This is a genomic window from Nocardia sp. NPDC004168, from assembly GCF_040610355.1.
In the GTDB taxonomy this organism is placed as follows: Bacteria; Actinomycetota; Actinomycetes; order Mycobacteriales; family Mycobacteriaceae; genus Nocardia; species Nocardia sichangensis.
This window is the reverse complement of sequence record NZ_JBEXME010000010.1, coordinates 89,226-102,732: the sequence shown is the minus strand read 5'-3', so window position 1 is coordinate 102,732 and position 13,507 is coordinate 89,226. Positions and strand designations below refer to the sequence as shown.

At 69.7% G+C, this 13,507-nt stretch carries 13 protein-coding genes; 3 read left to right on the top strand and 10 right to left on the bottom strand.

Translation table 11 applies throughout. The features are described 5' to 3' along the window. Positions 1 to 18 precede the first annotated feature (18 nt). The 4 genes from ABZW96_RS19700 to ABZW96_RS19685 form a co-directional block, all read right to left on the bottom strand. Positions 19 to 384: a DUF742 domain-containing protein gene (locus tag ABZW96_RS19700; protein WP_355076479.1), complete on the bottom strand. Its 366-nt coding sequence runs from the start codon at positions 382 to 384 to the stop codon at positions 19 to 21. Continuing rightward, a complete protein-coding gene (locus ABZW96_RS19695) occupies positions 381 to 797 on the bottom strand; it encodes a roadblock/LC7 domain-containing protein (RefSeq protein ID WP_355076477.1) in 417 nt (138 codons plus the stop codon). Before ABZW96_RS19695 ends, ABZW96_RS19700 begins: the two co-directional genes overlap by 4 nt. Beyond that, positions 794 to 2,176 carry an ATP-binding protein gene (locus ABZW96_RS19690; RefSeq protein WP_355076475.1) on the bottom strand — a complete coding sequence of 461 codons (1,383 nt, stop codon included), beginning with the start codon at positions 2,174 to 2,176 and terminating at the stop codon, positions 794 to 796. The genes ABZW96_RS19695 and ABZW96_RS19690 overlap by 4 nt, the downstream gene beginning before the upstream one ends. A 483-nt stretch (positions 2,177 to 2,659) precedes the next feature. Next, positions 2,660 to 3,076 (bottom strand): hypothetical protein, encoded by a 417-nt coding sequence (locus ABZW96_RS19685; protein WP_355076474.1) that lies wholly within the window; start codon positions 3,074 to 3,076, stop codon positions 2,660 to 2,662. A 175-nt stretch (positions 3,077 to 3,251) separates the two neighbouring features. On the opposite strand from ABZW96_RS19685, the gene ABZW96_RS19680 reads away from it, so the two are divergent. Continuing rightward, a complete protein-coding gene (locus ABZW96_RS19680; RefSeq protein WP_355076705.1) occupies positions 3,252 to 3,659 on the top strand; it encodes a TIGR03668 family PPOX class F420-dependent oxidoreductase in 408 nt (135 codons plus the stop codon). Positions 3,660 to 3,754: 95 nt separating this feature from the next. Then, positions 3,755 to 4,186, top strand: a complete 432-nt coding sequence (locus tag ABZW96_RS19675) for a nitroreductase/quinone reductase family protein (protein ID WP_355076472.1) — start codon at positions 3,755 to 3,757, stop codon at positions 4,184 to 4,186. Between the two features lie 25 nt (positions 4,187 to 4,211). Here the strand turns inward: ABZW96_RS19675 and ABZW96_RS19670 are convergent, their stop codons facing one another. The 6 genes from ABZW96_RS19670 to pruA all read right to left on the bottom strand — a co-directional run bounded on the left by ABZW96_RS19670 (position 4,212) and on the right by pruA (position 12,097). Next, a complete protein-coding gene (locus tag ABZW96_RS19670; RefSeq protein WP_355076471.1) occupies positions 4,212 to 5,429 on the bottom strand; it encodes an MFS transporter in 1,218 nt (405 codons plus the stop codon). Next, a complete protein-coding gene (locus ABZW96_RS19665; protein ID WP_355076469.1) occupies positions 5,429 to 6,070 on the bottom strand; it encodes a GntR family transcriptional regulator in 642 nt (213 codons plus the stop codon). The genes ABZW96_RS19670 and ABZW96_RS19665 overlap by 1 nt, the downstream gene beginning before the upstream one ends. Before the next feature lie 297 nt (positions 6,071 to 6,367). After that, on the bottom strand, positions 6,368 to 7,777 hold the full coding sequence (locus tag ABZW96_RS19660) for an amidase (protein ID WP_355076468.1): 1,410 nt from the start codon (positions 7,775 to 7,777) through the stop codon (positions 6,368 to 6,370). 117 nt (positions 7,778 to 7,894) lie between these two features. Next, complete coding sequence (locus ABZW96_RS19655; RefSeq protein ID WP_355076466.1) at positions 7,895 to 9,340, bottom strand: amino acid permease; 1,446 nt, start codon at positions 9,338 to 9,340, stop codon at positions 7,895 to 7,897. A 163-nt stretch (positions 9,341 to 9,503) separates the two neighbouring features. Then, positions 9,504 to 10,460 (bottom strand): proline dehydrogenase family protein, encoded by a 957-nt coding sequence (locus ABZW96_RS19650; RefSeq protein ID WP_355076465.1) that lies wholly within the window; start codon positions 10,458 to 10,460, stop codon positions 9,504 to 9,506. Continuing rightward, positions 10,460 to 12,097: an L-glutamate gamma-semialdehyde dehydrogenase gene (gene pruA, locus ABZW96_RS19645; RefSeq protein ID WP_355076463.1), complete on the bottom strand. Its 1,638-nt coding sequence runs from the start codon at positions 12,095 to 12,097 to the stop codon at positions 10,460 to 10,462. Before pruA ends, ABZW96_RS19650 begins: the two co-directional genes overlap by 1 nt. Positions 12,098 to 12,222: 125 nt before the next feature. On the opposite strand from pruA, the gene ABZW96_RS19640 reads away from it, so the two are divergent. Continuing rightward, positions 12,223 to 13,470, top strand: a complete 1,248-nt coding sequence (locus ABZW96_RS19640; protein ID WP_355076462.1) for a helix-turn-helix domain-containing protein — start codon at positions 12,223 to 12,225, stop codon at positions 13,468 to 13,470. Positions 13,471 to 13,507: the final 37 nt, after the last annotated feature.

The following is a 13,507-nucleotide window of genomic DNA, read 5'->3' as shown; positions in this document are numbered from 1 at the left end:
GCGCGGGCGGGACGCGGATCAGAGCTTGCGGAGTCCAACGAGCACCTTCTCGAGCGTCGTGGTGTCGGGCAGGCAGTGCCATGGCGAGTCGGACGGACCGGCCTGCGGAGGACGCACGGTGATCTTGCCCGCGTGCAGCAGGTCCGACAGCAGGATGGTCGCGATGCCGACCGGAATCCGCAGCTCGGCCGCGATTTCGACGACGGCGGTCGGAGCTCGGCACAGGTCGAGGATCGCCACGTGCTCGGACTGCATGCCCGGCGTCGGCGCGCACTCGCTGACCACCAGGGTGACCAGATCGAAGGTGTCGGAGTCCGGTTTGCTGCGCCCGCCGGTCAGCGTGTAGAGCCGATCGGGGTCGTCGTCGCGGCCTGGTCTGCTCACGACACGCCCGCTCCCGGGAAGCGCGGCGTGGCCGCCAAGTGTTCGCCGAGCTGTTCCACCAGCTCCCGCATATTGTGCCCGACCAGCCCGGCGTCCGCGTCCTCTGCGGCGACGACCGCGATGTGCGCGCCGAGCCCGGCTTCGACGATGAACAGGATGCCGCCGTAGAACTCCGTCATCGACTGGCGCACCCCGGGCCGGCCGTCGCCGAATTCCACCGACGCGCCGTGCGAGAGGCTCTGAATGCCCGCCGAGATGGCGGCGAGCTGGTCGGCCCCGTCCACGGTGAGTTCGGGCGTGTGGCAGATCTTCAACCCGTCGCTGGACAGCAGCAGAGCGTGCCTGGTGCGCGGTGTGCGGGTGAGCAGCTGTTCCAATAGCCAGCTCAGCTGGGCGGTCTCTGAGGTCGTCATCGTTCGTTCTCCACGGAGACGGAAGGGGCAGGGGGAGTGGTGGCGGCGCTGCCGGTCGTGGGCCCGGACACCGCGCGCTGGAACGCGCCGAGCGAGTCCGGTCGTGCCGGAGGAGGAGTCGGTGCGGCGGCCTCCGGTGCGCCGATGCCCTCGGGATGGACAGCGGCCAGCGTGCTGCCGCGACGCCGCTTGGGCAGCGCTCGTGGCGCGACGGCAGGAGCGTCCGGCGCGGGCGACGGACGCACGGCCTCCGGATCGGCGGATTCGTGGTCGAGCGGCGCGGCCGCGCGAGACCGCTCCCGCGCGACGGGCAGCGTGCCCGTGGTGGTGGCCGGCTGCGGCCGTTCCGCGCGGGTGGTGAGGTCTCGCGGGATCACCACGACCACGGCGGTGCCGCCGATGGCGGAAGGCCGATAGGAGACGGTGAGCCCGTGCTTGCGCGCCAGATTGCCCACCACGGCGAGGCCGAGCCTGGTCCCGGTCAGTGAGGACAGGTCGGCTCCGGCCCCGCGGGCGTCCGGCGCGCCTGCCGAGACCGCCGCCTCGGCCCGGCGCAACGCCGACTCGCTCATGACCAATCCGCTGTCCTCGATGGTGATGATCACGCCCGCCGGAACCTCGGCGGCGTAGACGTGCACCTCGGTGGTGGGCGGGGAGAAGTTGCAGGCGTTGTCGAGCAGTTCCGCGAGCGCGTGCATGACGCCTTCCGCGGCGTGACCGGAGACCGCGATGTCGGCGATCGCGCGCAACCGGACTCGCTGATAGCCCGCCACACGTCCCATCGCGCCACGCAGAATCGATTCCATCGCAATGGGTTTGGCCCAGCGGCGGCCGGATCGCGCGCCGCTGAGCACGGCGATGCTGTCGGCGAGCCTGCCCGCCTGGGCGGTGCGGTGATCGAGCTGCAGCAGATCGGCGAGCACGGTGGGGTCGCCGTGGCGGTGCTCCATCTCGCGCAGCTCCGCGAGCATGCTGGTGGTCATCGCCTGCATGCGGCCCGCCGCGCCCGCGAAGGCCGCCATGGCCGCGGCGCGACGGCTGTCACTGCTCTTCGCGCGCGCTTCGTATTCGGCGACCGCCGCGCTCGCGGCGGTGACCTCGGCCTCCGCGCCGCTGGCGACGAGCGCTCGGTCGTCCCTGGCCCGGGCCGCGTCCCGCCGGGCGTGCCGGGCCTGCCGACGGAAGTGGACGGCCGCCGTGGTGGCGGCGCACAGGGCGACGGCGGCGGCGGTGGCGCCTGCCGCGAGTGGGATCCGGAATTCGGCGGGCGCGTAGTACACCGCCGCCGTGACGACGGCAGCGGTCGCGACAACGCAGGCCCACAATGTCGCGTACGGCGGTTTCGGATGCCGGACGGCGTCTTCGCCGGGCTCACTCACCGCCGGATTCAACAACTCTGACAAGTTCCGTACTTCCGCACTCGCGCTTGCCGCCGGGAAACGGCACAGCTGCCCCCTTCTGCGTGCCTCGGCACCCCAAATATGCAGACCGACAAGCAGTTTCGAAATATCGCGGCCCGAGCATAGCTGGGTGGGCGGTGCGGCGCCACTCGGGCGTATTTCACGGGAAAGCGGCGCGGGCGGATATTCCGCTGCCGTGTCGATGCTCGGATTACGCTGACGACGCGCCGAAAAGTGCTACACGGCGACGCGCTCGGTGCGAAATGGGGAAATTAACGTTTGCCTAGAATTCACTATCGGTATGCCGGGGCGTCCTGTGTGCGGCCGTATTACCGATGCGATATTGCAAGCTTGGATTATCGACGCGTCATGCGATCGTGTCCGCGAGTGGCGGTGGCGCCGGGGCGGTGTGGCCGGCCCGCCGGGCTTCCCGGGGGCCGTAGCCGAGCCGCTGTCGTTCGATCAGAGTTGTGCGGTTTGCTCGCACGGGGGCAAGCCGTCGGCCTGGCGGAGCACCTCGGCGACGGACTCCAGGTACAGCAGGGTGCGCAGCGATACGCCGTTCACGGCCTGTCCGAGGCGGCGCAGGGCCGAATTGTCCAGGTGTGCGATCACTTCGGCGTCGCATGCCCGGTCGGGACCGGGATCGAACACGAAATAGTTGGGGTCGAGCCCGAACACGTGGGCCAGCCCGGCGCGGGTCTGCTCCGGGAGCGTGGCGACCTGACCGCGTCGAACTTTCGTCAGGTGACCTGGTTCCAGGTCGTACCCGGCTGCGGTCACCCATGTCTCGACCGTATCGTCGGCGAGCGGGCGCCCGTGCGCACGCTCCCACATCTCGAACGCTAGGTTCAGCCGGGCAGTGATATCGATTTCCACAACCGCCTCCACCTTCTGACGACATAGCCTCTTGACGGGTCACACATTGACTCGACCGTAGCGTGGTAGTAGTCGATCGCCGTGATTTCACGGCAAATGTCCGGTTGCATAGGGGGCGGAACATACTCGATCCCCGATTTCCGGGGACGGCGAGCTCGAGGAGGCGGGTGTGCGGCTGAGTTCCGAGGAGGCGCGCAAACGATTCGCGACCAGTCCGGTCGCACGGTTGGCAACGGTTTCGCCGCAACTGCGCCCGCATTTGGTGCCCATAGTCTTCGCAGTGGCGGGGGAGGTCGTCTACACCAGCGTCGACGCGAAACCGAAGACGACCACGGCGCTGCGCCGCCTGGACAATATCGCGGCCAACCCCGCGGTCGCCGTGCTCGTCGACCGCTACGGCGACGACTGGACCCAGCTGTGGTGGGCTCGCGCCGACGGTGCGGCCCGCATCGCGGACGGCGCCGAGGCGCAGGCGGCGATCGGTCACCTGACCGCGCGTTACTCCCAGTACGAACAGCAACCGCCACCGGGCCCGGTGATAGCCATCGATGTGGCGCGGTGGTCGGGGTGGTCCGCCCGCTGAGCGAGCCGCGCCGATTCGGGTACAGTCCGATTCGTGATCTCCCGTTGCGGGGGTCGTCGAGCCGAACCACCCGTCGAGCCGATCGTGAGGATCGTATGCCCTCGAATTTCGCGCTGAAGGCCATGAATACGGCGCATCGTGTCCTACTGAAGATCAGCTTCGGGAAACTGGGCAACGACTTCTCCGGCATGCCGTCGCTCGAGCTCACCACCACCGGCCGCAAATCGGGCCGGCCGCACGCGGTGATGCTCACGGCGCCGATCGTCGACGGTGACACCTATGTCGTGGTCGCTTCGCGGGGCGGCGACCCCATCCACCCGGCGTGGTTCCTGAACCTGCGCGACGACCCGGACGTCGTCGTGTCGGTGCGCAACGGGCCGAAAGTGCCGATGACGGCACGGGTGGCCACCGGCGAGGAGCGGGCGGCGTTGTGGCCCCGGGTCACCTCCGCGCAGTCGGTCTACGCCGGTTATCAGACAAAGACCACGCGCGAGATTCCGCTCGTCCTGTTGACGCCGAAGGGTTGAGAGCGGCGCGGCGGATCGGTGACCGTCAGGCGCGATAGTCGCGCAGCACCGGGCCGAGGCATCCGGCCGCCGCGAGCGCGCCCGCACCGAACATCGCCGGATAGCCGAGACCGAACGTGTCGTGCAGGAACGAAAGCAGGGCCGGGGTGCCGAATCCCAGGTAGCTCGCGGAGTAGAACACGGCTGTCAGCCCGGCCAGATCGTCCGGGCGGGCGATGCGTTCGATCTCCTGCAGCCCGGCCACCAGACCGATGCCGTAACCGGCTCCCAGCACCACGGCGGCGGCCACCGTCGCCCACAGGGTCAACAGGCCGGAAGCCGTCGCGGCGAGCGCCATCCCGATCGTGACCGCGATCAGTGCCACCGCCGCCGCCCGCGCGGTGCCGGGCCGGTCGATCCGGCGCGCGACGGACTGGACGGCGAACCCGCAGCCGAGGGTGATGACACAGATCATGGCGGAGAACGCGATCGGCGCCGCGCCGACCCGAGGCGCCATCAGCGCGGGCAGCACCGCGTAGGCCGCCGCCGCGGAGGTGAACAGCCACAACGCGGCAGGCAATGCCACCGTGCGGAAGCGCCGGTGCCCCGCCGCGGGAATGCGCAGGTCGTCGCGGAGGCTCCCCGGATTTCGCCGCCCGGAGACGGTTTCCGGGGTACGCCGGACCCACACGGCGGCGATCAGGCACAGGCCTACGTTGATCAGATACGCCAAGGTGTTCGGCCACGGCGCCCATTGCGCGAGTACACCGGCGCAGCAAGCGCCGATGGCGAAGCCCGCGGTGAGGCTCATCGCGGAGCGGCGCGCGCCCGTGCCCGCGGGTAGCTGCGGACTATAGGGCGGTTGTGCCAGCTCTTTGAGCCAGCTGCCGCCGACCGCCATCGCCAGCCCGAGCGCGATGCCGCACAGCACCCGTCCCGCCGACAGGAGCGGCACCGAAGCGGACCCGAACGCGAGCAGCAGTGAACCTGCCGCGGCGATCAGCGGCGCCGGCCGCAGCAGGGCCCGGCGGCCGTGGCGATCCGACAGCGGGCCGCCGATCAGCAATGCGGGCACGATGCCGAGCACGTAATAGAAAAGCAGCAGGTCGACGGTCGTGGCCGCCAGCCCGTCACTCTTGTACATCACCAGCAGCGGTGTGAATTCATTTCCGCCCCAAGCGATCGCGAACATCGCGGCGGCGACGCCCGGCCATCGGCTCGAGACGACCCGGTCGCGGGGCGCGGTGACGGTGAGTGTCGCCATCACCGGCCTCGTAGTTCCAGTTGGTGCACGCCGGACAGGTGCTCGACCAGCGCGTCGGCGAACCCGTCGACGTCCGAGGACGCGACGAGGTCGGCCAGCCGCGCGTGCTGCTCGATGATCCGGGTGATGTCGACCGGGCCGCGGTGCAGGGCGACGCTGTTCATCCGGCGCTGGCGTTCCCGCAGCGAGTCGTAGAAACCCGACAGCAGCGGATTGCCACCGGCCAGGACGTAGGTGCGGTGGAAGTCGGTGTCGGCGACCGCGAATCCGTCGAGATCGCCCGCGGCGGCCAGCTCGCGCTGCCGCCGGATCGAGGAACGCAACGCCTCGACCAGCATGCCGGGGTCGTTCGCGGTGGCGCTGCGGACCGCGGCGGTCTCCACCACGTACCTGGCGTGCGCGACGTGCTCGGCCTCGTCGGGCGGGATCGGCGCCACCAGCGCGCCGCGCTTCGGGTACAGCTTCATCCACCCCTCGGTCTCCAGCCGCAGGAACGCCTCGCGCACCGGCGTGCGGGAGGTGCCCAGGTCGGCGGCGATCTCACCCTCGCTGATCAGCTCCCCGCCCGCGAGCGCGCCGGACAGGATGCGCTCCTTCACGGCGCGATAGGCCTGCTCAGCGGATGAATACGTCTTAGACACAAGTTGTATCTTAGCCTCGCGTTCGCCAGGAGTTCGCGAGGGGTGGACCGACCGGCCGCGTCCTACCAAGCAGCGATCGCGGAAGGTCCGTGGCGAGCATTGGCATGGCCTACCCGGGCACTGACCGCCCCACGTGCGGTCGGACGAGCAGGACGCGGCGGCCCCCGCGACAGGTGGCTCCGCTCACCGACCGGGGTGGTGCGGCGGATGTCACGTTCGGACAGGACCGCGCATTCGGGCGCGCCGACGCTGCTGCCGGGAACGGTGGGCCTTCCGGCTCTGGCGACGCCGTGCAGGCTAGCGGTGCGAAAGGGCGACCGGGCGGGGATGCGGGCGTGCCTGCTCGAGTTGCGCGGCGACCGGAAGAATCGTCGTCTCGCCGTTCGTGGGGCCCACCAGCTGCACCGACAGCGGAAGCCCGTCGTCGCCTACGCCCGCGGGCAGCGAGGCGGCGGGGTGACCGGTGACGTTCCACAGCTCGGTGTAGGCGACCATCGGAATCGAGGCGAGCTGGGCTCGTACCGTGTTCGCCCCGTCGAGCACGCCGAGCCGCGGCGGGCGGATAGCGATGGTGGGAGTCAGCAGCAGATCACATTCGGTGAAGACGCGGTCCATCTTGCGCGTCAACGCCTCACCGCGCCGGATCGCCCATTCGACGACCGGCCTGCGCGCCCAGGCGCCGACTGCCATCGTCTGCTTGGTGCGGCGTTCGAGCAGTTCCGGATGATCGATCTCGGCCAGTTCCGCGCGCACGCCGCCGAAGAACTGCGGGAAGAACGCGTGCATGGATTCGGGATAGTGCGGGTCGACCTCGGCCACCGTGTGGCCCAGTTCGGTGAGCAATTTCGCGGTGTCGCGGACGGCGCGCACATACTGCGGATCGAGTTTCACCATCAGGGCGTGCGGTTTGGTGCTGTAGCCGATGCGCAACGGACGGGCCGGTTCGCGCGCCGCCGCCTCGAACGAGGTCGGCGGTTCCGGAGCCCGGAATCGGTCGGTGGGGGTGCTGCCGCGGATGACGTCGTAGACGACGGCGGAGTCCAGCACGCCGCGGGTCAGCGGCCCGGCGGCACCCAACGCCCACCACAGGTGCTCGTTCGGGGACATCGGCACACGCCCGCGTTGCGGCTTGAGACCGAATAATCCGCAGCATGCCGCCGGGATCCGGATCGACCCGCCGCCGTCGCCTGCGAGTGCGACGGGCACCAGCCCGGCCGCCACCGCGGCGGCCGACCCGCCGCTCGATCCGCCCGGAGAGCGGCTCGGGTCCCACGGATTGCGGGTGACGCCGAACGTGCTGGACTCGGTGAACGGCCACTGCCCGAATTCCGGCATCGCGGTCTTGCCGACGATGATCGCCCCGGCCGCGCGCAGCCTGCGCACGGCTTCGGCGTCCGCCACGGCGGGCGTGGCATTCGCCCTGGTGCCGAAGGTGGTCACCACACCGGCGACATCGAACTCGTCTTTCACCGCGACCGGCACCCCGTGCAACGGGCCGACCGGCTCGCCCGCCGCGCGCTCGCGATCCCGCTCGACGGCCGCCGCCTTGGCCTCATCCCGCAGGACATGGGTGAACGCGCCGAGATCCGCCGCGGCATCGATTTCGTCGAGCGTCGCCTCGACCAGTTGCTCCGCCGAAAGCGCGCCCTGGGCCAGTAACTCGCGCTGTTCGAGCACACCCGCCGACACGGCCTCGCGCAGGTCCATCCGCCACCGCTCCTTCCGAGCCGCGCGACGTCGCGGCTGTCGCCGATGCCGACGTTTTCGACCGTAAGCAGTCGAGCGACCTTTCCGCAATGGTGTACCCGCCGACGGCCCGCGTGGTCAGGAAGTCGCCGGGCCTTCCGCCGCGGCGGGCCGGGGCCGCTCGAGCCTGGAATGGGTGCGCGAGTAGGTGAAGTAGACGATCAGGCCGACCACCAGCCAGATCACGAAACGCGCCCAGGTCTCCCACGGCAGCGACCAGATCAGATACACCGAGAACCCGATGCCGATCAGCGGCACGACCGGCATGAACGGCAGGCGGAACTCGCGCGGCTCGTCCGGGCGGGTGCGCCGCAGCACGATCACGGCTACGGACACCACGATGAACGCCATCAGGATGCCGATATTGGTCAGTTCGGCCACCACGGTGATGTCCAGCAGACCGGCCATCAGCGCGGCTCCGATCCCGACGATCCAGGTCACTCTGGTGGGCACCTTCCGGACCGGATGGGTCTTGGCGAACCATTCCGGCAGTAGGCCGTCGCGGCTCATGGCGAACCACACGCGGGTGACGCCGAGCATGAAGGTGAGCACCACGGTGACGATGCCGATGATGGCGCCGATCGCGATGATGTTCGCGACGCCCGGCTGCCCGACCGATTCGAACGCGGTGGAGAACCCGCTGGTCGGGCTGATCTCGGTGTACTTCTGCATGCCGGTGAGCACCAGGGTTGCCAGGACGTAGAGGACCATGGCGATGGCCAGTGAATAGATGATCGCCTTCGGCAGATGCTTCTTGCCCTCGGTGGACTCCTCGGCGGCGGTGCTCATCGCGTCGTAGCCGAACACGGCGAAGAAGACGGTGGCCGCGCCCGTCCACACCGCGCCCGTGCCGAACGGGAAGTAGGGGGTGTAGTTCGAGCTGTCGATGTGGAACACGCCGAGCGCGATGATCAGCACGACGAGGGCCACCTTGATGCCGACGGCGACGGTCTCGAACCGGCCGACGCTGCGGATGCCGCGCGAGAGCAGCCAGGCCGTACCGAGGCAGAACAGCATGGCGAACACGTCGACGACGTGGCCGTCACCCGTTCCCGCCGCGCCCAGCATCCAATCCGGCACTGCGATGTCGACCTGTTCCAGCAGGAATTTGAAGTAGCCGGAGACGCCGATGGCCACCACCGCCGCGACCGCGACGTACTCCAGCAGCAGATCCCAGCCGATGAACCAGCCCGCGATCTCGCCGAGCGACACGTATCCGTAGGTGTAGGCGGACCCGGCCTTGGGCACCATCCCGGCGAACTCGGCGTAACACAGCGCGGCGGCGGCGCTGGCCACACCCGCGATGAGGAACGAGATCAACACCGAAGGCCCGGTGACCGAGTGCGCCACCGCGCCCGCCAAGGTGAAGATGCCCGCGCCGATGATGCCGCCGACACCGATCGCGGTGAGCTGCCACAGGCCGAGCGACCGCGACAACTGCTCGTCGGCCGCGGCGGCTTCGTCGTCGACCTCGCCGAGCGGCTTTCGGCGCGTCATCTGGGCGCGTAGGTGAGCGAGGACCATGCTGTTCCTTAAAGCTGTGTTCGTTTTCTCCAGCGCCGACGGCACGTACTCGGTCGAAACCGTGTGTTCCGCCAGTATGGTCGCGTGGTGCCGCAAGTGGCGGCGAAAAGCGTGCCAGTGCTGGTGACTCGGTTCAGTGGGCTTCGTCCGTCCGTGCTCCCGCTCAGCGGTCGCGGAAGGAGCGCAAAAAGAACGCGATGTTGGCGGGGCGCTCGGCCAGCCTGCGCATGAAGTAGCCGTACCACTGGTCTCCGTAGGGCACGTAGACGCGCAGTGTGTGGCCCACTCCGGCCAGGCGCCGCTGTTCGGTGTCGCGGATGCCGTGCAGCATCTGGAACTCGAAATCGCCTGATTTCCGGCCGCTTTCCCGCACGTGGCGCAGCGCGGTATCGATCAGCGCAGGGTCGTGCGTGGCGATCATCGGATAGCCCTTGCCTTCCATCAGAACCCGCAGGCACCGGAGATAGGACTCGTCCACGGCGGAACGGCTCTGATAGGCCACCGACGCGGGTTCGCGATAGGCGCCCTTGCACAAGCGGATCCGCGATCCCGGGCCCGCGAAGGTGCGGCAGTCCTCCTCGGTGCGTTTGAGATAGGCCTGCAAGACCGTGCCGAGCCATGGGAAGTCCAAACGCAGCTCGCGCACGATCGCCAGCGTCGCGTCGGTAGTGGTGTGGTCTTCGGCGTCGACGGTCACCCAGACCCCGGCGGACTTCGCCGCCGTGCAGATCTCGTAGGCGTGCTCCCGGGCGATCGCGTATCCGTTCTGCGGGAGCGACTGGCCCAGCGCGGAAAGCTTGAGCGATACCTCCAGCTGCGGCACCGGAGCATCGTTCACGGCCCGCAGTTCCGCCAGCGCCGACAGCAGCCGCAGGTAGTGCACGACGGTGCCGCGGGCGCTGTCGAGATCGGTGGTGTCCTCGCCGAGGTAGTCGATGGTGACCGAGCGGCCGGAGCCGAGCAGCGCCGAGGTCGCGGCGACCGCGTCACCCTCGGTCTCGCCCGCGATGAACCGGTCGACCACCTTCTTGGTGGCCGGGATGCGGGTGATCGCGCGCTCCACGCGCGGGGAGCGGGAGGCCGCCAGCACGGCGGGCCGCAGCAGTCCGGAGAAGGCCATCACAACTCCTGGTGCGGGTAGCGGTGGTCGGTCGCGGGGACGAAGGTTTCCTTGATCGTGCGAGCGGAGGTCCAGCGCAGCAGGTTCTGTGCCGAGCCTGCCTTGTCGTTGGTGCCCGACGCGCGCGACCCGCCGAACGGCTGCTGGCCGACGACCGCGCCGGTGGGTTTGTCGTTGATGTAGAAGTTGCCTGCCGCGAAGCGCAACCGGTCGGCGGCCGTGGCGATCGCCGTGCGATCCCGGGCGATGACCGAGCCGGTCAGGCCGTAGGGCGAACCACGGTCGATCAGGTCGAGCACGGACTCGAACGAGTCACGGACCGAATCGTCGTACACGTGCACGGCCAGGATCGGGCCGAAGTACTCGGTGCGGAACGCCTCGTCGGCCGGGTCGTCGCCGAGCAGGACGGTCGGCTCGACGAAATAGCCGATGCTGTCGTCGGCGTGGCCGCCCGCGGCGATGGTCAGGCTCGGGGTCGCCTTGGCGCGCGCGAGGGCTTCGGTGTTCTTGTCGAAAGCCCGCCGATCGATGAGGGCGCCGCCGAAGTGACCGAAATCGGTGACGTCGCCGTAGCTGAGCCCGGCCACCCGGTCGATGAACTCGCGGCCCATCCGGTCCCACACCGATCGTGGCAGGAAAGCGCGCGAGGCGGCCGAGCACTTCTGGCCCTGGTAGTCGAACGCGCCGCGGATCAGGGCCGTACTCAGTACGTCCGGATCGGCGGAGCTGTGCGCGACGACGAAGTCTTTGCCGCCGGTCTCGCCGACCAGGCGCGGGTAGGAGTCGTAGCGGTCGAGATGCGCCGTGACGGTGCGCCAGAGGTGGCGGAAGGTCGCGGTGGATCCGGTGAAGTGGATGCCGGCGAGCCGGTGGTCGGCCAGTGCCACCTCCGACACCTCGGGGCCCGCGCCGTGCACCATGTTGATCACGCCTGGCGGCAGCCCCGCCGCCTCTAGCAGCTTCATCGTCCAGTACGCCGCCACCGATTGGGTGAGAGCCGGTTTCCACACCACGGTGTTGCCCATCAGCGCGGGTGCGGTGGGCAGGTTGCCCGCGATGGCGGAGAAGTTGAACGGCGTGATCGCGTAGACGAATCCCTCGAGCGGCCGGTAGTCCATCCGATTCCACACTCCGGGCGCCGAGATCGGCTGATCCGCCAGGATCCGTTGAGCGAAGTGCACATTGAAACGCCAGAAGTCCACCAGCTCGCAGGGGGTGTCGATCTCGGCCTGGTAGGCCGTCTTCGACTGGCCCAGCATCGTTGCGGCGGCGATGGTTTCGCGCCACGGCCCGGCCAGCAGGTCCGCGGCGCGCAGGAAGATCGCGGCGCGCTCGGCGAACGGCAGCGCACGCCACCCCGGTGCCGCGGCGGCGGCCGCCGCGATGGCGTCGCGAACCTCGCCGGGCCCGGCCGTGGTGAGCGTGCCGAGCACGGCGGCGTGCCGGTGCGGCTGCGTCACCGTGACGCGTTCGCCCGAGCCGTGCCGATGCACACCGCCGATGACGTGGGTGACCTCCGTCGGGGTCGCGGCCAGATCGGCCAGCTTCGTCCGCAGGCGCTCGCGTTCCGCCGTGCCCGGCGCGAAGCTGCCCACCGGCTCGTTGACCGGCGGGGGCGGGGACACGACGGCGTCCATGGAACCTCCAGTTGTCAGATGAATTTTTGGTACTGGGAAGTCAACACCGGAAAACTGTCCGGACAATGAGCCGATTGGACAAAGATGAGGCAAATGCGTTGTCGAGTTGGCCGAAGGACGGGAACGTGGGCGGGGATGGTGAGGAAGTCGCCGCGGACATCGACCTGTTCGCGCTGGCGCAGATGATCGCGGACCACGCGGGCGGGATGGTGTCGATCGAGGACCCGCAGTCGCATGTGCTCGCGTACTCGGCGTCCGACGAGACCGCCGACGAGTTGCGTGTGCGATCGATCCTCGGCCGGGAAGGACCGCCGGAGTACCTGAGCCTGCTGCGGCAGTGGGGCGTGCTCGATCGGCTGCGCGACACAGACGAGATCGTCGACGTGCCCGCCCACGACGAGTTGAACATCAAGCGCAGGCTGGCGATCGGGATACGCCGACCCACCGACGCGCGGGCACGCGCTCCGCGCGTGCTCGGCGCGATCTGGCTGCAGCAGGGGGATCGGCCGTTCCACCCGGACGCGGCGGAGATCCTGCGCGGCGCGGCGGCCGTCGCGGGACGCCTGATCTCCCGGAGCCTGGACGCGCCCACCACCGAGGCGCTGCTGATCCGCCGGCTGTTCGGCGCGGGTGCGGCGGTCGACGCCGCGGCAGTGGCGAACGCGCTGCATCTGCCGTCGACCGGTCCGGCCGCGGTGATCGGCTTCGCGCTCGCGTCGGGCGAGCACGCGTCCGGCGCCGACCGGGCCGCGCTGGGTGGCGTACTCCGGTTGCGTGCCAGTTCCTTTCGCGGTGACTCGGTGACCACCGCGATCGGTGACCGCGTCTACGTGCTGCTGCCGGGCTACCGATCCGAGCAGGCGGTGACGGTCTGGACACGTCAGTTGATCGAGCACTTCGACGCGAAGGGGTCGCTGTCGCTGCGGGCCGCGATCGCTTGCCCGGTGCCCGATCTCGGCCGGGTGGCCGACGCGCGCGCCGAGGTCGATCGGGTCCTCGACCGCACCGCCGCGTCGCCCGCGAGCCGGGTGACCACCCTCGCCGAGGCGCGCACCGCGGTGCTGCTCGGCGAGGTGCTCGATCTGGTGGCAGCGCGGGCGGAACTGCGCGATCCGCGGCTCGGCGCACTGTTCGACTACGACCGCAAGCATTCCGCGAACCTGCGCGACAGCGTCGAGACCTATCTGCGCGAACATGGCGACGTGCGCGACGCCGCCGCGGCACTGTGCGTGCATCCGAACACGCTGCGCTACCGGCTGCGCCGGGTCGAGGACATCCTCGGCATGAATCTCGACGACCCCGCCGACCGCCTGCTGCTGGAGATCCAGCTCGCCCTGCACCGCCGCCCGCGTAAGCCAGAGGCATCCGGTTGACGACGGCTGCCGGTGGCGACCACCGCGACGGGTTCGC